The following is a 22,756-nucleotide window of genomic DNA, read 5'->3' on the forward strand; positions in this document are numbered from 1 at the left end:
CTTAAGGAGACTTCGGTCTCCTTTTTTGTATTGCTGTTTTACTCGTTGATGAATCTCTTGAAACGGATCGCTCTTGGGGGCGGACTCGGCCGCCCCCGCCACTCCGGGCATCCCCTGCCGAGGAGAGTGGGAGGCTTTGGTTATGTGGATTGAAAGCTAATACTGTGCGTTTCTATTTGGATTCTTCATTGTTGTTTTTTGCAGGCGATGCCGAGGAACTTAGCTTTTAGACCTTTTGATGTTGAATTCCTACGTAGTTCGCTTCAAATGCCATAGACAATACCCTTGCACTCAATTACCACTTCATTAGTGTCCACTAAAAATCATACGAGTACTTTGAAATTATTGAAATTCAACTTGTTGTAAGAGATTTTGGAGCGAACGGATTTCAAACATTTGCGGTCATAATCAGACCGTTATGCATAAAGACCCATTCGTTTTATCTCAATTAGTCCAGTTCTTGAACAGGAGCAAGTTCAATCGTATAGTCGACAAGTATGATGGCGACAAGTATGTAAAGAGTTATACTTGTTGGGATCAGCTACTTACGATGATGTTTGGACAGCTTTCAAACCGGGAGAGCCTTCGTAATCTCATCGTTGCTCTGGAAGCACATGCAGGCAAGGTCTATCACCTTGGAATCGGAAAATCCGTGTCCCGAAGCAATCTTAGCAAGGCTAACGAGCAACGCGATTACCGCATCTTCGAGGAGTTCGCCTTCTTCATGATTGCTGAGGCTCGGAGGCGACGAATACAGAAAATCTTTGAGTTTGCCGGTCATGTATACGCCTTCGACTCAACCACCATCGACCTGTGTCTGTCGGTGTTCGAGTGGGCGAAGTTCCGCAAGCACAAGGGTGGCATCAAGATGCACACGCTTTACGACGTGGAGGCTCAAGTTCTTGCATTCGTGCATATTACCGAGGCGAAAGTCCACGATTCAAAGGCTATGTCTGAGATTCCGTATGAGAACGGCGCCCATTATATCTTCGACCGTGGCTACAACGATTTCGGCAATCTCTACACCATCAACCGCATCGGTGCATTCTTCGTCGTCAGGGCGAAAACCAATGTCCGCTTCAAGCCTGAGACTTGGAAACGGAGGCTTCCTACAAATGTGGTTTCGGATGCAATCGGTTACTTCACGGTTTATAAAAGCGCAAAGGATTACCCGGAGAAACTGCGGAAGGTGGTATGCATCGACCCGGAAGACGGTACAAGATACATATTCCTGACCAACAATCTGACGGCATCAGCCGAAACAATCGCCGAGCTTTACCGCAACCGTTGGAGCGTAGAACTGTTCTTCAAATGGATCAAACATCATCTGCGTGTCAAGAAGTTTTGGGGAACATCGGAGAATGCTGCCCGTATTCAAATCTATTGTGCCATAATTACTTATTGTCTTGTGGCAATAGTGCAGCACGACATGAAACTGGAGCGGAGCATCTACGAAGTCCTTCAGATTCTCGGAATCTCGTTGACTGACAAGACCAGTCTCCGAGACCTCTTCGACGAATCGAATTTCAAAAATGTCAAAGTTCTTTGAGATTCAAGTGATCCGAATTTATTTAATTTTTAACCCTGCCCATTTTTAGTGGACAGTAATGTTACCACTTATAAAGCGAATAAAATTAAAGAACAACTGCATTGATGGATATTCAATATTTCTCCCCTCAGGTACAAGGAAGGAAATATCATCATCTGTATCATTACAAATAAACTCGCCTTGATAATTTTCGTAAGCATCTATAAAAATATCATATAGCTTGGAAATATCATCGTCTGTAACTGGTTCGAGATCCACTTCAGCAACTATTTCATGAATATCTTTAGCGATATTATCCATTTCTTCTTTAAATGAATTAGATTCGAACTCATTTCTCAAAGACTCGTCCATTCTGTCAGAATAGAAGTTGTACATTCCAACAAACTGTTTCCATTTATCGTAAAAGCCAAAAACATCAGAAGGTAATTCATCAGGGAATCCCGGCAAATGACTTATTTCGTTCAACAGATAGTCAAGTCTAAGCTCATAATGATGATACGGACGCCGGCTGATGGTAATTTCAATTTCATTGAAAATGTCCATAGCATTACTTATCAATCCACCTTTTTCTGAGTCGTTGAGCAATCCCTGTAGTTCAGTAGCACGCATCCGCACATCATCAAGAATCTCTTTGGCTTCATCAAAATTACCAAGACATAACAAAGGCTCTACCATTTGAATACGCGATGCAATATAATCGGCTATTCCGTTAGACGCATCTAAGTTGTCAATATCAGTCAGTTCTATTGATTTTCTTGCGTATTCACAACCCAAACGAAGGTAGCCTCTATCCAATAGCTCACCCGACAAAGATTTATAGAAGAAGCATTTGTCAGTAAGATATTCGCCAGCTGCCATTTTTAACTTCAGAGCATACTGGTATTCAGTAGGCACAAAGTTATCAAATGTAGATAAATACTCTCCAATGGCGTTGAGGAGCTGATAATATATAATGTCATCTTTTATATGGAGACTTCTTAATTGTAAATACGCCTTTAAAGCAATAATGGACAGCGAGTATCCAAATTCAACATATTCTACCAGATAATTAGCTCCCCGGAGGAAAAGTCTTATTATAAAGCATAAGAGACGCGGATCTTTGGATTGATCATACAAATCATTTATTTCGTCCCAGATATAAGTTATTTTCTTGAAATACTCATTATACGGACCAAAATCTGTTAAGGTCTCTAAGAAAAATAAATTACTTTGAACTAAACGGAACCTATCAGAATAATTGCGTGGATTGATTTTTGACAATAAGGTCGCGTAAGTTTCACGGCTTTTATCCATATCATGAGATCTATCTGAACTCAAAAGTATCAGAACCTCATAAATGTCCAACAATGTCCATGTGGTGTCATTGGCATTATTATCTCCATCTTGTGAAACGTGATTGAGTTTATATATCCATTTTTTAGCTTTTATTGGGTATGTAATGTCTTTATCCGCAAAACCCGATAATTTTGAAACTATTAGATTTAAATCTTTCCCACAATGTTCATAGCTACTTCCACAAATATATTTGTACAAATATTCCAAGTGGCTAATGGCGTCAGCGTGGTTATCATTAGCCTCAACAGTCGCCTTAACGTACAACAAAGAAAGGAGCTGCTTGTTTTGCTGTGTTCGTTCAAGTACATTGGCGTCTTCCAATGCTTTCATGTCGAGAGCCGTAAAGAAATCGTCAGAACCGATCAGCCAGCTCAGTTCCTTCATAATCCGATGAATCGCATTCTTATAATCGGTCCGAGATATTTCTACTGGCAATTCAAATAGAGCGTCAGAAATCTTTGGATTAACTCTTCGTTTTTTTTCTTCAACTAATATAGTGGACTTTATCAGTGATAAAAGGCGGTTCCAAACAGGATATGAATAATCCCATTTATACAATTTGTCTTTCTCAATTGGAATGGTAGCAGATCTTATATTATTGAATCTGATATAAGTTATGATATCTTGAATAAACTCAGTTGACTTAGTGCCAGAATACCAATGAAGAAGTATCGTTTGAAACCAATGGTATACGATTCGGTCGTCCAAAGACTCAATGCCGAACTCTGAAAGTTTTTTTTCGATCTCCTTGTAAGCCTGTCTTAATTTAGCCTTCTTCTTCTCTTTAGAGGTAGAAGTTGTTTGATGAAAACGAGCGTGTATTTGATGGAGCTCATCAAAAGCAGCCTTTCTACGCATTTCATTAAGTTCTCTACTCGCATCATTTGGTAACTTATTATCTGAAGGATGATAGTCTACTTCATAAGTAAATTCGTAATGTCCTATTACTCCTTTCTTCTTTTTTACTATTCCATTGTTTTTGAGAATCTGGAGCCCGTCCTTAAATCGCTCCAAATACACTGTTTCAAGAGCCTCTTCCTTACCCTCCTTTTTTTCAACGATAGCAAAAAGAGGATCCTGTATTAAGTTATGTATAGCGTCAAGCAGCACGACTCTTGATGCAGAATCGTGTTCTAAATCGCGGGTTATATGCTCTAAAAGGATTTGGGCTGTAGTATATGGAACTTTATAGTTGGCAATGTGATTACTGACTTTTGAAAACGAGTAATTTTTATTGTCATCACAAATAAGAATTCCGACATTCTCAAAATACCTCACAAAGTGATTAACTATTACTTTCGTTTCCAACTCCTCTAATATTTCACCATAGCCTCCATATCTTTTACTTCTTACCTCGGCTTTGCTTTTTGCAACACCCAATTTTTGGTCTGGATCTCCTGTTGTTATGATGGCTTTAGTCAACTCTGCTATGTCAGATTCATTCTTATCTGCAAGACCATAGAAGTGTTTCATTTGCTTTGACTTTAGGATATCAGCCAATTCCGATAGCCGCTGTTCAGATATCGGATCTCCAATTTTCTTATTGAACTCTTTTTCAAGTTCAAGGAAAATCGGGCAGTATTCTTCAGGAATAAACCACCAAGCTTCTTCGCGTGATAAAAGATTGCTTTGTTCGTTAACGTTCATGATGCGATAAAATAAAAGGTGTTATAAATCTTCTGATTGATCTACGACTTCGTGGTAGTCCTGATCGTCGATGATTTGACGGATAAGGTTGCGGAAGTTACCTTGGAAGCCTTCGTTCTGATTGTACTCGCGACAGAGGGTGTCGTCACTGCGACGCATACGGCGAAACACCAGAATATCGTCGGCAATGCTCCATATCAGACTGACCATTTGAACGTGAGAGCTATCCATCGCAGTTATAGTATTTCTTGGTTTATTGTTAGATTCAAAAAAGCGAAAACTCCAACGTAGCATCTGAAGGCGAGCCAAAGCACGTAACGACTACGCTGGAGTTTTCAAAGGTGTTTCGGCTCTCGCCGTATGTCGTTGTTATTTAGATGGTCATATTTTCAGACTTCATTCGTCTTGTAATGCGAAGTTACGAAAAATATCTGGGATATCGACCATCGCTACCGGCATTTACTGATTATTCAAATTGGAATAACGTTTTCAATTTATATGATAGTTGCAGTTCCCTTCACTGTCCTTATAACGACATTCAAAGTTGTAGCTGCAACCGCTCGGAGGGAACCAGCCCCAACCGCCGGAGTGGTTACGGCTCTGAGGACATATGTAAGAGCCTTTCTTGCGGCAATAGTCGCAATTCATGTGGTTGTAACAGTCCGCTGGACGGCATTTTTTCTTCGCATATTCCATATTGGTTTATCTGTTTAATTTTGCCTACTCTTTAAAGGATTTTCGGCACCTCCATTGTTTTCTGCAACAAATATAATATGAGTCAGTAGTCTATGGATAATTTTTTTCTCCAGAATTTGATCTTTCTATACCATTAGCCCGTTTAACATCTGAATCCTTCAACTTGGATATATTTTAGAGCTAATTTGGTGAGTTTTATAAAATTAATATCTAGATTTTTGAATTGAGCATCCTTTTGCATGAATCGACTGAACGGGTATATCTCCTCCGTTTTGCTTTTAGGTGCACCAACATATTCATTCTTGAATCGAACTTCCATAGACAAGTCATCTTTATGGATGACGAGTAACATTTCACTCGGATTTCGTATGAAATCGCGATTAATCATATCCGTGTCATTCATTGCGAAGTTTCGGCGGTACGCTTCTGTGATGGATACAACTCTATCAATGAATTCAGAAACTCGACTATCCGGATATCTTTGTAGTGCAAGGAAACGTATTGCATCTTCGTCAGGAACAATACTCTTATCCCTTTCGGCTTTCTCAAGTAGGAAGGCTTGATATCCATGCTCCATTGTAATATCATTGGTATTAAGACAAACCTTTATGTATGATTTTTCGCCATATAACTCCGGTCGCGGATATGTAATGTGGTCTTGAATAATTGAATGAAGATGCTCTGCAAATTCGCCACGCGATACGTCACTCATATACGACGGGCGATGGGTCTTGGCATAAAGCGCATCTATAGCAGGGATAATTTTATAACGAATGGCATCATCATTAATGACCCCAAATTCTGTAAATAGTTGTTGAATCGGTCCATAATATTCGGTGAATAACTCGCCGTTTTCTTCAGTATTGTCAGTCCAGAAGAAACCAATAGTATTCTCTATATCCTCATTTCGTATGGTCATAAACTGCTCATCCACCATATCCTTGCATGATTCAATAGCAAAAAAACGATAAGAGTCAACATCATAAGGCATCGATTCGGACGATTCAGAATTAAGTTCTTCGATATGCGAAGCTAACTCATCAGAAAATCCGAATTTCGGTTGGATGAGAATTTTAGGAATGTTCGTCAATTGATGGGCAAAGAAGCACCCATTTCCATAACCAATTACAATGTCTATCTTATTTTCTTGAAGCTGATTTTTGAGAGACCCCATCATCCCGATAGGATTCAGATCTTTATCAGCCACAAAAATTTTGCATTGAGGCAACCGAGTTCTAAAAAAGAACTTCAACGACATGAGGTTTGGATTGAATAAATCATCTACAAGCAGTATTTTTACTGATGGAAGTCTCTGGACTAGATGCTCGTATGTCGCCTTATTTATCTCATTCTCAATTTGCTCATAAAAGTCCGACGGAATATTAGGATAAGAAAACTCTAATGCAATTCGCAGTACTGCATCTGCGACAATAGATATTTCCTGCACTGCTTGAATTAAAGCCTTGAGCGCACCCCTCTCAGAAGAGTAAATAAAGCATTTCTTCAGGCATAAACATTGAGCCCCGACTTCAAAAGGGACAAAGAATGCCACTGCTTCAATGTGTGCATTAAGTTCATTAGCTAAGTACATAAGCCACGCATCGCTGATTTTTACGCCATATTCCGCAAAGTCTTCGGCATCTAATTCAAGATTTACGGATATTTCTGCATGTGTAACATCCAATTTTACACTTCCAAAGTAATTGCCAAGTCGGAATGTAATGGTACCATCGTACCATACTTTCATTGCCGAAATATTATTTGGTATGTTTGAGAGGCATTCTGCTATTTTATCATATAGGTTCATTGCTTTGTTTTTAATATAAGTGCTATTAATTCTACGCCACAAAGTTAGTGAGATGAGCATGTCTCTTCATGGAGGAAAAATTTTCTCCATGAATTTAGTATAATAAAGTCTCTGCCCGTTCTACATCGGAGTCGGTCAGACCATTGCCACCTATCGCTTCAATTTCGCTACACATTTTTTCTTCTGCAAGACGGTCGATACCGTCAAGTACAATAACAATATTATACCGTTTTACTGAAGCCGTATTATTTGATTCGGGAACTCCGGTTGTCGAGCAACTGACAATTGAAACCACCAAAACTGATAGTATCAATAGGAATTGTACCTGTTTCATCGTATTATCGTTTTATTTGATTTGATGCTACAAAGGTATTATGTTTAAATTAGCTAGAGTGGGTGAAGATATTTTCTCCAAAAATTTTTATCTCACTCGGATTCTACAGGAGTTCCCAATGTAAGATTAAAATGCATCAAGACCTCTTCCAACGATATCAATATCGATTTTGCAGAATCTATACCAACATCAATGCGTCTAGGGTCGGGTGTTTCGCATTGGCCATGACAATGCCCATGAAGATGAAATACTCCGTGATGCATTCCCGCCCATTCGACTAATGGGTAATGGCATAATACAAATTCCATATCCGATTGAAGAAATGTATATATCTCTTTTTTGAATTTAGCGATCATGATTTGTTCCACCTTCTCAAAGTAATTGGATAGGCTTTTAAGCGATGAGTCGTGATTACCGGGACATAAATATTTATATCCGTTAAGACGCTCTAAAATTTTTCTGTTTTCATTGGCGGATTTGAGGGAAAAATCACCAAGTATATACACCATGTCATGCTTTGAAACAGTAGAGTTCCAAAGTTCAATAAGTTTGTTATCATGGGCTTCAATATCTCCCATCTGAGCAAATGGCCGCCATTGATATAATTCCAATATCCTGCGGTGTCCAAGATGTAAATCAGAAGTAAAATATACGTTCGACATATATGCATAATTTAATATTAATATATTGATATTCTATAATTGTTTTGGAGCTGTGGGTTATTAACCAGCCCCCATAACACACAGCTATCAGTATTCATGTTCGAATTTACATTGGATACCAATTGCATAATATCATTTAATTTATTGTTATGATCTATAGATGGCGACGTTTGAATCTGGATGACGATATTGCTTATTACAACGGAGATAAAATCCAACTTGCTGAATAATTCCTTCACGATACGAATGTCTGAATCAGCATAAAGCTCTACATGTCTTAATGAAATCTCACTATTGTGCTGCAAAAGCATAATTTCTATGTCCCTGAAATCAAACGGCAGTCGTCCTCCGCCAAAAGCCACTATTCATCCAATCGCCTAAATTAAATGACATAATGCCGTTATTGAATGTTGTCAATTTGAAGTCTAATTGAATATCTTGAAATCTATTAGATAACTCTTTTGGACATACAACTTGAGTAAATTCGTTTTTCCATTTGTCAAAGTTCTCTTTGTCAAATGGATCTAACGGTGGCCATTCGATTTTAAAGTATTGACTTGGAACTTTTGATACAAGCCATATGTGAACTACTGGGGTATAGAAATGATACCCGGCATATATCATTTCAATCGTATTTACACATGCTATTAACGGGTCTCCATGATGACGACCAACTTCAATGGCTATATCTTTATCATCAGTGAGGTGCACAAAGTTACGAGACATAGGTAAAATACCATACTCTAAGATATCAATAGAGGCTTTTGTAGATGTTCCATGATATAATTGCACAGGAGGGACTTTACACTTTAACCCTAAATCTACAGGGACAGAGTGTCCATAAAGTGCGCGAATGAGCGTGTGATCATCGTTAAACTCTAGTCTCATCTTTTCATCATTTAATACGATTATTGACTATTTCCTCATACGAAAACTCTTTTTCAGAAATTAAATAATCAACAGAGAGCCATCCCCCTTGCTTAATAGGAGTCTTCTTATCATGACGTAGGATATATGCCAAAACCCTACTACGATAGCTATTATCTACACTCTTCATCGTTTAACTCATTTTTGGTAGATTCCACTAAAATAGGTTGATTTGAGGCCTTATTATTGTCATCGTCCTCAATCTTGTTTAAAAGATTAGAGACTCGAATTTTGCTCAGTCCTATTATGAAAGGAAGGCATAACATAATGGCAGGTATTAATGATGCTGCTGTGCTATAGTATTGTGAATATATGCCAAAAGCTCTGATTATCTCTGGACGACCAATCAAGGTATTAAACCACCATAGTCCACCAAAAAGGAAAATACACGACACGAAATAAATTGTCAAATAATCGTCGGCATCTTTGAAATCTTTGTCCGAGATAACACGAGACAATGCTGAAAAAAATATACCACACGGAATAATAAGGCTACAGATAATTGGTGTGCTATACTCCCAGAGTAGTAAATACAAATAAATAATGATGTATATGCCTATCCATGAAAGAATTATTTCGCCGATATTTAATGCCATCACTTTAATATTGAGTTCTCCAACTACCATATTCACAAGCAATTCTGACATAACCTGTGCACCCATTATTATTGACATTACTATGAGTAAATAAAGCGCGTCATACAAAAGGGCATCTTCAGCTAAAAAGAAAAGATGGTTATAGATATTACCGAAAGTGCCAGCTGCATAAAATACAATGACAGTAGACATCGAAACGAAGTCCTGCACTAAACTCTTCCTAAAGAAGAGTATCATCGTCAAAAGGAGTGAACTAATTGTCACCCAGAAAAATAGTTCAGCACTCATGTTGTATAGTATGATTATTATAAATTTATTACAATAGCCGAGATATTATCATGACTGCCACATTCAAGAGCACGCTTCACCAAATTATTAGCAGCTGTCTTGGCACAGGAATTATGGACAAGAATTGAATGAATCTCGGAGGATGACACGACATCGTATAAGCCGTCAGAACATAAAAGAATCCTGTTGAATTTCGTTAACTCAAATGAGGATGTAAATAAATAATCGCTGAAGTAATTCAATTGTCGAGAACCGATACATTTATCAATTCGATTCCGCTTGGGATGGAGCATAGCCTCTTTCTCGGATATATGTCCCTCATCGAAAAGCCTACCTACGAACGAGTGGTCTTTAGTTAGTTTTGATAATTCGATGCCATCATTACAAAGTGCATATATTCTTGTGTCGCCTACATGACAAATATGTATAACATTATCTTCAGGAGATATTAGACATGCTGAAACTACTGTTGCCATGTTTTCATATCGTGGATTCTTCTGTAATTCCATGACATCATTGTTTGCTGCTATTACGGCCATGCGAAGATCTTCAAGACCGATGTTGTCCAGATGGGCAAGATATTCGGAGATGCCCTTACACGTTACCATCGATGCGACTTCACCGGCATTTTCTCCGCCTACACCATCGGCTATTATAGCGAGAACATCTAATCCTCCGGAAATCGACTCTACGAGACAAAAATCCTCATTATTGTCTCGCAATCCTTGTTCTGAAATGGGAAAATATTCTATATTATTCATAATTCTATGGTGAAAGCCTCTAATTTAGCATTTGAAATTTCATCGTAAAGAATATCAACAAATTCTTGTTGTTCATCGCTTAATGCATCGTAATGGAAAGCATTACGATACTCCTCTCTTGACGGATTGGGATTACTTAATTCTTCAAAAGCACCGAACTCCTGTTCGATAAGGAAAATATTTACATGGGACTCCGTCAGAACATTTACAATTAAATCTCCTGCTAAGGAAAAGAATTCCACTGATGATAAATCAGAAATTTTTTTGTCAACTTCTGTTCCTTTATATCGATAAAAAAGTTCTGGTTTTTCTCTATTATCATTGACCAACCACCATTCACAATCATTTGAAGCCACAATCAAAAAGAACATCAAGCGTTTTGCATACAGGTCTTGCTCTATTTCATACCTTGTATTGTAATCTATAAAAGATAGATACTTGAACAATGTTCTAGTTAATGTAAAATTTGTGTACCCGGAAATTTCTCCGCCGCTCCTTTTAAGTGTTTCAAGGAACTCTTTACCGGTTTCTTCGGACTCTACTTCAACAAGAAGTTTTTTTAATGTAAGTATGGAGTCAGGCTCATTCTCGAAGCAAGTATTTATTGAATCCTCATATTGCTTTTGATTGCTATTGTATAATTCATTTACGGTAATAACACTTCCTCCAATCATCTTTCTTTCCGAAAATGAATAGTTGGGAAGCATCACAGGATTAAAGCCGCTAAATGATGTTGTACTATGAACTAACACTGCGACATGGGGATATATTATCTGAGGTATTTCAATTGTTAACAAGCTCTTTAATTCAGAATCTTCTAATGATTCGTGTGTCTCAACTATTGCACCATAAACTACAGAAATTATAAAAATAGAGTTTCCGTCTTCAAGGACAACCGAGCACTTTAACTTTAAATTTATACAAAAAATATCCGTGTTTACATCAGTCTGTGATTCTACGTCTATATGAGTAGACAGGGTTGATTTCCCTTCGTAATTCATAAAGAAGAACTCTGGAGCCGCCGGACTATTAAAGTCCAATTGCTTAACATACTCTTGTAGAATTGCATATTTGGGCTGAGAATCCATTTTTAGAGCGTTTTTAATTGTTGTTCAACGTATATTTCATCGACATCGATAGTATGACAAGCACTACCCGCCACAGGCAATTTGTAATACAGGCTGTTCAGACATGAGGCAAAAAGAGTCTGCACTCCACGGAATCCCAATCCTCGCCCCGCTGCTTTTCTACATATGAGTCTCAACGCTGTTTCTGTAAACCGAAGTTTGGCATTATATAGATTGCGGGTGTATGATATCTGTCTCGTCAATATTGAATTTTTTGACTCTGTAAGAATCTGGTACATCTCATTCTCACCGAGGGGATTGAGAGTAATAATTTGCCCAAGTCGACCAGTAAACTCTGCCATAAAACCCCATTGTTGCAAATCGTCGGAGGTTATTTGCGAATAAACGTTTTGCTGTTTATCGGGACTAAGAGAAGTATTACAAGTAAAACCAACTCCATAGATCAAGTTTAGTCTTTTCTTAATCATTTTCTCAATTCCTGAAAATGCTCCTGAAAATACAATGAGCATATTGGAAATCGAAAGTTCAATAAATGATTGTTCGCCATTTTTCCCCAATCCGTTATTCAAACGAATATTATTTCTCGGATCGGTAAGATTCATCATAAACCGCATGATGTCATAACCCATATCGTCTGTTTCTTTGCCACAGCCCGTATGAGTAATCTTGTCTATCTCGTCTATGAAAATGATGGCGTTCTCAACTTCCGACCGACCATATTTGCGTACCTTTTCAGCCAGGACATCTTCAAATGATGCGCCCTTCCATCCAGTAGGCGTACATTCAGATGAGTTTATCATGATAAATGGACTGTCACAAATTTCAGAAAACGAATTAAGCGTTTCTGTCTTTCCACTACCTGTGGGTCCACATAGAAGGATTGGTTTTGTCATTGGACAACCAAATCCATACTTCCCCTTCGCATAATGCTGAAAGAAAGGAACGGAAAGCTGCTCTATCGCCGAGTTTTGTCCCTTGATAATTTTTTTTACAGATGAAGCCATTTCTTCAGGAGAAGCAAACTGAGGAGTGCCAAAAACATCAAGATAGTTTACCTGATATTGCTCGGCAATATAATCGAAATCATCTTCCTCAATCCTTCCAAAAGCTTTTGCCCATTCTTGGACTCTATTTTTCATCCGTTTATGCCAATTTTTGTCAGATGACTTTGTTTTCAGCGATTGCAAATGAGGGGCTGTAAAATCCTTTATTTTGGCATAGGTGGTATTGCCTGTTACAAGGGCATTGACAATACGTTGTACATGCGATATAGGTATATCTGCCAGAAATAATCTAGCCAATGCATCAATTACCTCATTCTGAGGCATAGATGATTTGATATTTATGCCGAGAAATTTCATCTTTTCTGAACAGATTTTGACTTCACAAGAAGGGAGCGGAATTACTCCCCTCTTGCGAACCAGTTGTTTTAATAAGGTCTGATTTTCCCATTAAACATTCGGATATCTTCGCCTAACCGGCGGAAATCTTTAACCTTCTTGCGTTCCAGGTGAACCAAAGGTGTCCAACTGCCAAGAATGCGATCGGTGTAAACCTGCCCGTCATAGTTCGGGTGATATGAGAAGGTAGTCCCACGATATGTACTAACGAAACGGTGCATGTCTTGATCGTTTTTGAATTCAATTGTAATCATGTCTGAATTTATTAGTTTACCTCATCATTTTGCCTCAGAGGTTCTGGCATTAAATTTTCAAGACAGTTCAGGTTTTAAATCTTAGGAGGAAGCAGATTATCCCTCCTAAGATAAAGTTATTAGGGACAATTGCTTTACTGGTAGAGTTTATCAGTGTGACCTCCGAATAGTTCACCATCTTCGTGAATATGCTGGAAAGACTTCACATCACTGCGGTCATATCTCGCAGTATAAGTGTCATCAGATTCTTTCTCGATTTCGACGCGACCACTGTATGCAGGATTGTCGTAGGTTTCGTGGCTCTCTTTAAGAGTCTTGGCATTTTCTTCTGTCATACCCTTGATCTCAAATTTGTCGTTGTAGTAACCCATAGTTTTACGTTTAATTTGTTTCTGCCATCTATTATAGGCTTCAGGCTTGGCCTTGTTTTTAGAAGAGAGGAGAATTATGCATCTTATCGAGTGTGCTGATCATAGCAGGATGATACGTATTCGCGCTCATGCTGATAGTCATCCCATGCGCCGGATGATGGGGATGTAGAACTGCTCGATGATGTGTCATCAGAGGATCCGTAGGTGATCTCGGGCTCACCATAAAAGTCACGGCTATTGTCCTCGATTGAGTAATCTTCTGTACGTGAAAACCAAGACATATGTTTAATTTTTAAGGGTTAATGTTTTTGTTTGTTATTTACAATGCAAATTTAGGGATATATCCTCTATAGCCGAAGGGGAAAAAATATTCCCATATTCAATCCTCAAAGAAAAGAAGTGGTATTACGCCATCTATCAGTTTTCCTAGATGACTCCCTATTGATATATAGTATCAGTGAAAGCTCCGAAAAGAGCTAAATCCTTACTAATCTGTTGGAATGACTCCATATCGTAGCGGTCAAATACCGTAGTGAAGATTGTATCTCGCTCTTCCACTATTTCCGCTGTTTCATCCTCATTAATAATCTCGAAAATCTCGATTTTATATTTGTCATAGTAACTCATAGCTGTAATTTGTTAGTCTACTTGATTTTGATTATTTTTGTACTGCAAAATTAAGCCCTTTTCAAGGCCAAAAAAAGTTTTTTGCCCCACGTATTTGTACCCGCTAAAAAAAGTACACAATTTAACCAATTATGAGAGATCCCCATAAAGAATCACGTGTTCTTCGACATTTGCGTATTGCTGACGGCTATCTTAAGTCTGGTAATAAACTCACAAAAGCGGTATTTAGGAATTTAATCGAAAGAGAAGGCGATTTACTGGGTATTACAGAGGAAACTAAAGAAAAATGCAAAAATAAGGATGGCGAAATAATCGAATACCTTTTAGAAGGCTATCGTATAAATTACATTAATAAAGCGTGGACAAAACTTAGGGATAGACTTAAGGAAGAAGCAAAGAAGAAAGGAGATATTGCCAGTATATTGATAATAGAGGATAAACACTATCGTGGATATTCTCAAAGTTTCTCCTATGTTGTAAAAGGATACTCGATTTTATCTCATATTGAGGATAATAAAACCAAGAGGAGATCTGAATTGGAAATAGATTTAGATAAAAGATTGCAAACTATTAATTTGATAGATTTTGATATTAAAGATGTTACCTCTGAATTTTCTAAGCTGATTTTTGGGTCTGATTATCCTGAAATAGAGAAAAAGGCGATTGCTCTTTTGAATAAAAAATTCGTATTTGAACTCGAACAAATTATGAATTTAGAGGAAGCATCCGAAAGCTCTCAAATGGCTATTTTAACTCGCTATCGGAATTTGTTAAATACACGAGACAATATATTAGATTCTAATTATGCATATTGTCTATACAGATATGCCGAATTTATTAAAAAGAATCAAGCATCCATATATAATACGATTAATCCAGATTCAGTCATCGATTGGACTCATGAAATTTGTTATTCGCTAGAGCGTGCTGTACAAATAACAGAACATGACCCTACACAAATCATAAATAATACCCGTTATATATTGGCATATGCAAACTATATCAACTGTAAAAATTTATATAGCGATAATCGATTGTTGAACCTGTATAATAAATTATTAAGTAATTTATTGCAGATTTCCAACAGTTTATTCAAAGCCGATTGCTTGATGACTTGTGCTGATTATTTTGCCACGAGAAATGAACACCTGATTGCATGGGATGCGCTTTCACAGGCCAATGAGGTTCTTTTAGAAATGTCAAATCATGATAATAATGTCCTTGCTAGACTTGTAATAAATCATGATATGATGGCAAGAGTGGCTGAGGCAGTCGGGTACTCAAATCTTATTGTTCTATGCAAATACGAAACTGCTATTAGATATTCTAAAAATCTATCATATGCAGATTTAAAAGCACAGTCCTTAGATTTGAACTCGACGTATAGTAGATATGAATCAAGACTATTAGAATTGAATATGATTGAGCAGGCAAATTCTACCTATATCCAACATCTAAATTTTCTAATCAAATCATACACTGAAATAAACTATAATGACAGGCGTCATTATTACATGAGTTCCTGTTTTTTTGAATGGTCTTGGTTCTTACACTTAAATGATTGTCTGGAAAAATATTTTTGCGAATACAATAAAATGCTAAGTCGGATTGCCGAACTTGGGGTACTTTATTTTGCTGATGACTTTATTGAAGAATTAGAATTACTCCAACTAATTTGGAATTACTCTTATAATTCTAGTCAATATTATGAATCACAAATAGTATACGCCGACACACTTTTTAAACTAGCGGAAAAACAGAGTTATATTTTCTCTTATCATGGAGATTTTACTCATATTATAGAAGCAAATTTCAAAAAAGCGTTGCTAATATATGAGAAATATTCCAGTACAGAAATGCGATGCCTGATAAGTGCTGTAGACACAAAATTTCAAATTGCTGAGTTAAATTCGTTCAGTAGCAATCGAGATCCTGATAAAGTTATTAATGAATACGAATCGTTATTATCATTTCTTGATGAGGTCGGATATGATACTCCTTTTTTTAAGCTTCAATATCTTAAAGTTCTTAATAGTTATATTAGATATTTAATATCGCAGTCTTGCAACTCAAATATAAAATCTTTGATTAGTGAAGCGAGGGGTGCTTATATTAATCTTCTACCCTATATCCGTATTGATTTTAAGGAATGGGATAAGTATAAAATCATTAATTATTTGTTTTCCTCTAATACAACGTGTCATCTTTCTGAAAATGATATCGATTATTTTTATTCTCTTGCTATCCCTGATAATAACTTATGCTATTTTCAAAATTCATGTCTCTACCAATTTACGCAAATATATGAACTTTTAATTTGGTACTATAAAAATGCCTATTTGAAGACCCAAATAGATGACAATCAAGCTGCGGATCTTCTAACACAAGTATTTTATTATATTTTTAATGATGAATTAACTAAAGATATTAGTGACTATAATTTTTTTGAGTTGCTAAAGCATTGTGTTGAAGCGATTCCCAACGAAGCCGAGCAGATAAAACTACGGCAATTTTTGAGAAACTTTTTGATAAAAGAAGTTCAACTCACAGAATATTTACCATATCTTCCTCAAAATATAATAACGAAAAAGTTAGAATCAATAAAATGGAAGGAAGATAGTTCAGATATCATTTACGATTTAGCAGATTTAGCTTTAATTTATAATGATTTAGGCTTGCGGCGTAAAGAGAAATGGGCTTATTTGAAAATTCTAGAGATTATTAATAAATATAACAGTACAAGAGAAAACGTTGAAAAAAACTCTGATACTGAAGATGAACTTGATGCATATATAAATTTGTATCGCATATATTTACAATCGTGTCGATATAAAATTGCCTTAAACTATCTTGATAAAATAATATCGATTTATGAAAATCTGCGCAAAGAGAATAAATCATACCACAAAGTGGTAAAACAATATAAAATTGAAAAATTAGAACTTGAAGACAAGTTATTTGAGGAATAAACAAAAACTCCCGAAGTAGCCAATTGTTTCATTCTGGAGTTTGGTTTAGGGAATATACAAGAACCATATTTCGATCAAGCGACGATTGTATAAGCCTTTATGTCTTTTGCCTTTGTAACGGCAATGGGCGGTGGAAGATGTTGCAGTTGCCGGATTTCAGTTTTTTCAGGACGGTGCTTTTGTTTACGATGCCGGGACCACAGTTGCAGGCAAGCGCGCCGAAGATAACGAAGTCTTTGCCATATCTGGAATACATGACCAGAACTTGCGGAGGTCTTTGCGGAGCAAGGTGTCTGCCTGTGCCTCGGTCACGACCAAGAATTTATGGGCTTCGGAGAAACGAGCGGTGTAGTTGAGGCGGAAGGTATTGCTTTCGAGCAACACGCGGTCGTTGTTGACGGTAATATCATCCGTATCGTAAGGTTAGCATAAAATCCTGACACTCACAAGCTTTAATTGTACCAAGAAGAAAGGTTCTTTATTGGTTAAAGAGTGAATTTCCCCAAAATTCATTAAGCATACAAATAAAATTCGTATCTGTTTCCTATTTGTTTCTTATAAAGCCAAAGTCCCAAGATATATAATTGTATCTATGATAGTTATATGATATTACTAGGGTAATCGCCTAATATACCTTCACGCGAAGGTTGGCGGCTCCGATGCGGATACTGACCGTGCAAGCACTCCTGTTATATAATCAATTCCAACCAAACCATAACCAAAAGCACCAATATTTACATGTCATCACCAAAACAGATGATGGACTTCAAACCCGTCAAATCAGTCGATGCCAATGTCAGCAACGAGCATCAGCGCAACTGGAGCAATGAACTCTTCGAGCGAAAGGCCAAAGACCCCAACCACAACTATGACCGCACCCGAACTGCACTCAACTTTCAGGTCGGGCCCGGTGGAGAGATAACCGCCGTTGACAAATCGCGGCGCATAGGCGACAAGCTCGAGGAGATAATCAAAAACATCTTCGACCGGATGCCAGAGTAACCGCTATCTCCAACCGGGCTGTCATGGCAGTATTCGGCGGCAACCGTGAGCGGATGCGTGAGATGGCTTTCGGTTCTCAGGAGCTGAACGAGTATGAGGAAACAAACGGGCATATTATCCGGCAACCCGAAATCGAGCGATGGGCAAAGGACATCTATGGTTTCGTATGCCGTGAATTCGGAGAGGAAAACGTAGCCTCGTTCATAGTCCATCTTGACGAGACGGGACCACATGCGCATTGTGTGTTCGTGCCGATGACAGCCGACGGACGCCTCTGCTCAAAGGAGATACTCGGAGGTAAGAACAAGATTGAGGCGCGGCAACACATGAGGGACCTGCACACCCGACTTGCCGAAGTGAACCGCAAATACGGTCTTGACCGTGGCGATGACATCCATGAAACCGGCGCACGGCATCGCTCAACTGCTGAATACAACCGCGACCTTCACCGTGAGAACGCCAAGCTCGAAATTCTTATAAGCGATAAGTCCGGGCTGTTGAGCCAACTCGAAGATCAAATCAAGAAGGCTGAAACGCGTGTCAAAGGGTTAACGACCATGATTGCGAATCTCGAAAGACAGGAGGCAGAGCTGAATGACGAGATAGCTCAGTTGGAGACGGACATAGAGAATGGTGCCGGAGATGTTTCCGAATTGCGTTGCCGCATCGCTTCCCTTGAATCCCAGCTTGAATCTACCGGACAGAAGCTCGCCGACAAACGGGATAAACTCAAGCTCGCCGACCGGCAACTCGCCGAGCTTCAGGATGAACTTAACGCTCTCACCGAAAAACGCGATAATGCTCAAAATGATTATTATGAATTGACGAGCAAACATCAGGAGCAGGTGCGTATGAGACTGACTGATGCCGTCTTCGCAAGGATGGTTGTCGATATGCGCTCAGTGATTGAATCCATGCCATCGGAACAGAAAGCAGATTTAGACGGAGAATTCCTGACTGCAATCGCCTAGCAGCCCAACGAGATTTTGAAGTGTGCGATGTATCTGTTCCTCGGCTATCTCAATGGGGCAACCCAATTCGCCCAGACATGCGGAGGCGGTGGCTCCTCATCAGACCTCCCGTGGGGACGCAATCCGGATGAAGACAATCGCCGCTTCGCCTACCGCTGCATGATGCAGGCCCACAAGATGCTGAAACCGTCTCAGCAAAAGCACGGTATCCGTCGCTAATGTTAAAAATATTTCATCGCATACAGCTTAAATCACGCAAAATTCAGCTAATTTTGCAATCAAAACAATAATCTTCGACTCATTATTTTATGCGCACTCGATTCTCCATATTTTCGCTCGTACTGTTGTTGTCAGTATTTCCGATGATAATTTCTTCTTGTTCGTCATCGGCTAAATTGGTCGTTTCAAATGGAGCTAACATATCTAAATACAAGTATGTGAGTTTCGGCAAAGAACAAACCGGAGATAGGGAATTGGATGATGTTATGCTATTAGTCCAAAATGAAATTGCAAATACTAAATTGCAACCAATATCCTTAGCGTATGCTCCTGATGATTATTTAGGTTATACACTTACTCCTCATATAAATGTTAAGTCAGAAAAGTGGGATGGTGGACATACCTACATTACCATAACTTTTTATGACCTTTATACAGACCAAAGCGTTGCCGTTGTTAAAAGTAGTGGTATTGGATTGTCAATATCACAAGACCAAAAATTAGCTTTGGGGGCTATTCGGAAAAAACTACAAACTATTTTCAGCAAAAAAGAATAGTATGGCAAAAATCCTCTCTCAAAATTATAGTTACGCTAATAATTCAAGCGGTGATCTTATAAATGTTTCAACTGCTCAACGTAACGAAAAATATTTTTGTCCTATATGTGGAGAATTAATGAATCCGCATATGGGCAAAGTGCGTAGATGGCATTTCGTTCATAAAAATGCTGGGAATTGTTCTTATGAATCATACCTTCATAAATTAGCGAAAATCAAGATAAGAGAAGCATTTCTTTCTTCCGAGCATTTCCTGCTTTCCTACAATGCTAAGGCATTTTGCTCTTTAGAATGTCCGTTCATTGGTTTTCCAAAATGTGAAGGTGAAAAACCTGTTGTATTCGATTTGCGTAGATATTATGATACCTGCGAGATAGAAGCGACTTACCACCAATACAGAGCAGACTTGCTTTTAACATCATCTACAAATCCCAAGACACCTCCTGTGCTAATTGAAATTATGGTTACTCATAAATGTACAGAGGACAAAATCAAGGATGGCGTTCGTATTATTGAAATACCAATTCAATCAGAAGAACAAATTGACAATATAGTCAGCAACTGTAAGTTAACAGCTGTAAGGGATGAGCATTACAATTATAGCTATTCGAACGATAGAAATATCATTTTATATAACTTTAATAAAGTAGAATCATTTGACCCAATCGGCAGCTTCGATGAGTATGAAGACTGCTTTAGTCGAAAAAACACAATAGTTTTTTGGTTAAATAGCCAAGGACAGTTCCGTTTATTTGATTGCCATTGCTATGAAGTAGGTAAGAAGTTACCGTCCAATGTCCATTATTACATAACCGAGATAGCGACTCCATTCAAAGAGATTTTTCAAGAATTTTCTAAACGTGGTGTAAAAATTCGCAATTGTTTCTTATGCAAATTCAGCAAGCAGGACTCATGGGGAGAAAGGCTATGTGTCCTATATAAGAAACATAATTTGCCACGCAAACCTTCTCCATATTGTGCTCTATCTTGTTCCCATTACAGAGAAGACTTTGGGGTTTCACAAAACATGATTCCGATTGCACAATCCCTATCATCAGAACAGATTAACTGTATGCAAAGCCATAAGTTCTATTATCACATTTGTAAAGATATTCTTTAAATATGAAATATAAACCTATTTGTTCCAAAGAAGAATTTGATGAGTTTATTATCAAATTGAACATCTGGATTTTTTACCAGATGCATTGGATGCTTATGATGGAGACGAAAGTAACAGATGGAATACGGATTGATTTAAACCTCAGTACATTACGAATCTATACAAAATGCAAACATTAGTAACCGCACTAACACTTGCATTGGTAAATTATACTATTACGTTTTCGATTAAGATTGTGAATTATTAAAATGAAACATCTTTATATTATTGGAAATGGATTTGACCTTTTTACAGGTCTCCATACAAGTTATTCGGATTTTAAGCATTGGCTTCAACATAAATATATTTTTGTTTATGAAAATATGAAAGCGGCTTATAATATGGATGGTAAATGGTGGAATGATTTTGAAGTAAATCTCGGAGAACTTGATATCCATCAATATGTTCGCAATTTTACACCTACAGAGAAATCTGCGGAAGAAATCATTAAACAAATTGAAGAACGAAATAATCATCTAAATTCCATAGGTTTACTGACTGACCTACATATAGAGTCTACTTGTGCAAGTCGGCTTCGAGGTCTGCTTGATATTTTACAATACTGTTTTGAACGTTGGGTTGCTGATTGTCAAAGCATGATTACCGACCCCCAATACACTTATATTGAGGAGGATGATTCCTATTTTATCAACTTCAATTATACTGATACTATTGAATGGCTTTATAAGATTCCGGATGATAGGGTATTACATATTCATGGCAGAGCATCTAAACATGATAAATTGATATTTGGTCATAACAAATATATTCATGGAGGCATGCTTGATGGTGTTGATGTGGAACAAACATGTTTGGAACTATCAAAATATCAGAAGAATCCGTATGAGTACATATTTAAGCATAACGAATTGCCTGATATACTTTCAAATGTAGAATTTATTCATGTGTATGGACTATCGCTTTCTCCTGTTGATGAAAACTACTTAGATTGGATAGAGGAAAATACACCTCAAGATTGTAAATGGGAATTCAGCTGGTTCTCTGAACAAGACAAGCAACGAATAGAAAAATTCGTACTTGAACATTGGAGAATTAAAGACCGTTATCAATTGATACAGCTACAACCAATCAATAAAGATGAAATAAATAAAGACCCTCAATAGCATTTTATCTCCTTTCATAGCATAGTTTGCTTGTCCAATTTCTGTGAAACCAAGCTAACTTCTTGATATACAACTCACTTGCACTTCTTCAACGAGGAAGAGTACTAAGTAAGAATTTTAGCACAAGCACCTGATAATCAATGACCAAACAAAAACAATTTGTTTGGCCATTGGTGTTTTATAGCCTCAAATGGCAAAATTTGTTTGGCTAAAATCTGAATATTTGTCCACTCTGTCTCCATGATTTATGAGTATCTGCAACTGTTGTAATTACAGTCGTGACCAACCCGCACGATATAATATCATATGTATAAGGTGGGTTAACATTTCTCTGCCATTGTAGCATGTACGGAAGAGGCTAAAATCTATCCAACTCTAACTACCGAAGTCTTAAAATTAGCTATCTTTGTATC

At 37.7% G+C, this 22,756-nt stretch carries 23 protein-coding genes; 8 read left to right on the forward strand and 15 right to left on the reverse strand.

Features of this window, described 5'->3' with window-relative positions:
* Positions 1 to 418 precede the first annotated feature (418 nt).
* Positions 419 to 1,549: an IS4 family transposase gene (locus FW767_RS09130; protein WP_121699709.1), complete on the forward strand. Its 1,131-nt coding sequence runs from the start codon at positions 419 to 421 to the stop codon at positions 1,547 to 1,549.
* 45 nt (positions 1,550 to 1,594) lie between these two features.
* On the opposite strand, the gene FW767_RS09135 is transcribed toward FW767_RS09130, so the two are convergent.
* The 14 genes from FW767_RS09135 to FW767_RS09195 form a co-directional block, all read right to left on the reverse strand.
* Positions 1,595 to 4,531: a hypothetical protein gene (locus tag FW767_RS09135; RefSeq protein ID WP_121699710.1), complete on the reverse strand. Its 2,937-nt coding sequence runs from the start codon at positions 4,529 to 4,531 to the stop codon at positions 1,595 to 1,597.
* A 21-nt stretch (positions 4,532 to 4,552) separates the two neighbouring features.
* Positions 4,553 to 4,762: a hypothetical protein gene (locus FW767_RS09140; protein WP_147438793.1), complete on the reverse strand. Its 210-nt coding sequence runs from the start codon at positions 4,760 to 4,762 to the stop codon at positions 4,553 to 4,555.
* 258 nt (positions 4,763 to 5,020) lie between these two features.
* The gene (locus FW767_RS13155; RefSeq protein WP_205523883.1) at positions 5,021 to 5,179 is read right to left on the reverse strand and encodes a hypothetical protein; all 159 of its coding nucleotides are present in this window, start codon (positions 5,177 to 5,179) and stop codon (positions 5,021 to 5,023) included.
* Between the two features lie 190 nt (positions 5,180 to 5,369).
* A complete protein-coding gene (locus tag FW767_RS09145) occupies positions 5,370 to 6,974 on the reverse strand; it encodes a hypothetical protein (RefSeq protein WP_147438794.1) in 1,605 nt (534 codons plus the stop codon).
* A 154-nt stretch (positions 6,975 to 7,128) separates the two neighbouring features.
* The gene (locus tag FW767_RS09150) at positions 7,129 to 7,368 is read right to left on the reverse strand and encodes a hypothetical protein (protein ID WP_121699714.1); all 240 of its coding nucleotides are present in this window, start codon (positions 7,366 to 7,368) and stop codon (positions 7,129 to 7,131) included.
* A 92-nt stretch (positions 7,369 to 7,460) separates the two neighbouring features.
* On the reverse strand, positions 7,461 to 8,030 hold the full coding sequence (locus FW767_RS09155; RefSeq protein WP_150980534.1) for a metallophosphoesterase: 570 nt from the start codon (positions 8,028 to 8,030) through the stop codon (positions 7,461 to 7,463).
* A 330-nt stretch (positions 8,031 to 8,360) separates the two neighbouring features.
* Positions 8,361 to 8,942, reverse strand: a complete 582-nt coding sequence (locus FW767_RS09160; RefSeq protein ID WP_317133126.1) for an RNA 2'-phosphotransferase — start codon at positions 8,940 to 8,942, stop codon at positions 8,361 to 8,363.
* A 128-nt stretch (positions 8,943 to 9,070) separates the two neighbouring features.
* Entirely contained in the window at positions 9,071 to 9,841 is a 771-nt protein-coding gene (locus FW767_RS09165; RefSeq protein WP_121699718.1) for a hypothetical protein, read from the reverse strand.
* 17 nt (positions 9,842 to 9,858) lie between these two features.
* Positions 9,859 to 10,602, reverse strand: a complete 744-nt coding sequence (locus FW767_RS09170; protein ID WP_121699719.1) for a PP2C family protein-serine/threonine phosphatase — start codon at positions 10,600 to 10,602, stop codon at positions 9,859 to 9,861.
* Positions 10,599 to 11,690, reverse strand: coding sequence for a protein-export chaperone SecB (locus tag FW767_RS09175; protein ID WP_121699720.1), 1,092 nt, complete (start codon positions 11,688 to 11,690; stop codon positions 10,599 to 10,601). The genes FW767_RS09170 and FW767_RS09175 overlap by 4 nt, the downstream gene beginning before the upstream one ends.
* A 2-nt stretch (positions 11,691 to 11,692) precedes the next feature.
* Positions 11,693 to 13,051, reverse strand: a complete 1,359-nt coding sequence (locus tag FW767_RS09180) for an AAA family ATPase (RefSeq protein ID WP_121699721.1) — start codon at positions 13,049 to 13,051, stop codon at positions 11,693 to 11,695.
* Positions 13,052 to 13,478: 427 nt separating this feature from the next.
* Complete coding sequence (locus FW767_RS09185) at positions 13,479 to 13,715, reverse strand: hypothetical protein (protein ID WP_121699722.1); 237 nt, start codon at positions 13,713 to 13,715, stop codon at positions 13,479 to 13,481.
* 83 nt (positions 13,716 to 13,798) lie between these two features.
* Entirely contained in the window at positions 13,799 to 13,996 is a 198-nt protein-coding gene (locus tag FW767_RS09190; protein WP_147438795.1) for a hypothetical protein, read from the reverse strand.
* A 157-nt stretch (positions 13,997 to 14,153) separates the two neighbouring features.
* Complete coding sequence (locus FW767_RS09195; protein WP_121699723.1) at positions 14,154 to 14,342, reverse strand: hypothetical protein; 189 nt, start codon at positions 14,340 to 14,342, stop codon at positions 14,154 to 14,156.
* A gap of 131 nt (positions 14,343 to 14,473) precedes the next feature.
* Between FW767_RS09195 and FW767_RS09200 the strand changes: the two genes are divergently transcribed.
* Positions 14,474 to 17,311, forward strand: a complete 2,838-nt coding sequence (locus FW767_RS09200) for a hypothetical protein (protein WP_121699724.1) — start codon at positions 14,474 to 14,476, stop codon at positions 17,309 to 17,311.
* A gap of 183 nt (positions 17,312 to 17,494) precedes the next feature.
* Here the strand turns inward: FW767_RS09200 and FW767_RS09205 are convergent, their stop codons facing one another.
* Positions 17,495 to 17,692, reverse strand: a complete 198-nt coding sequence (locus FW767_RS09205; RefSeq protein ID WP_147438796.1) for a hypothetical protein — start codon at positions 17,690 to 17,692, stop codon at positions 17,495 to 17,497.
* 357 nt (positions 17,693 to 18,049) lie between these two features.
* Between FW767_RS09205 and FW767_RS09210 the strand changes: the two genes are divergently transcribed.
* From FW767_RS09210 to FW767_RS09235, 6 genes are all read left to right on the forward strand, one after another.
* Positions 18,050 to 18,313, forward strand: coding sequence for a hypothetical protein (locus FW767_RS09210; protein WP_147438797.1), 264 nt, complete (start codon positions 18,050 to 18,052; stop codon positions 18,311 to 18,313).
* A gap of 23 nt (positions 18,314 to 18,336) precedes the next feature.
* Positions 18,337 to 19,284, forward strand: coding sequence for a MobV family relaxase (gene mobV / locus FW767_RS09215; protein WP_121699727.1), 948 nt, complete (start codon positions 18,337 to 18,339; stop codon positions 19,282 to 19,284).
* A 15-nt stretch (positions 19,285 to 19,299) separates the two neighbouring features.
* Positions 19,300 to 19,503 (forward strand): hypothetical protein, encoded by a 204-nt coding sequence (locus FW767_RS09220; RefSeq protein WP_147438798.1) that lies wholly within the window; start codon positions 19,300 to 19,302, stop codon positions 19,501 to 19,503.
* Between the two features lie 218 nt (positions 19,504 to 19,721).
* Positions 19,722 to 20,060, forward strand: coding sequence for a hypothetical protein (locus FW767_RS09225; RefSeq protein ID WP_235898096.1), 339 nt, complete (start codon positions 19,722 to 19,724; stop codon positions 20,058 to 20,060).
* Between the two features lies 1 nt (position 20,061).
* On the forward strand, positions 20,062 to 21,180 hold the full coding sequence (locus FW767_RS09230; protein WP_121699730.1) for a competence protein CoiA family protein: 1,119 nt from the start codon (positions 20,062 to 20,064) through the stop codon (positions 21,178 to 21,180).
* Positions 21,181 to 21,428: 248 nt separating this feature from the next.
* Complete coding sequence (locus FW767_RS09235; RefSeq protein WP_121699731.1) at positions 21,429 to 22,343, forward strand: bacteriophage abortive infection AbiH family protein; 915 nt, start codon at positions 21,429 to 21,431, stop codon at positions 22,341 to 22,343.
* Positions 22,344 to 22,756 lie beyond the last annotated feature (413 nt).

It is taken from the genome of Heminiphilus faecis (genome assembly GCF_008728965.1).
Taxonomy (GTDB): domain Bacteria; phylum Bacteroidota; class Bacteroidia; order Bacteroidales; family Muribaculaceae; genus Muribaculum; species Muribaculum faecis.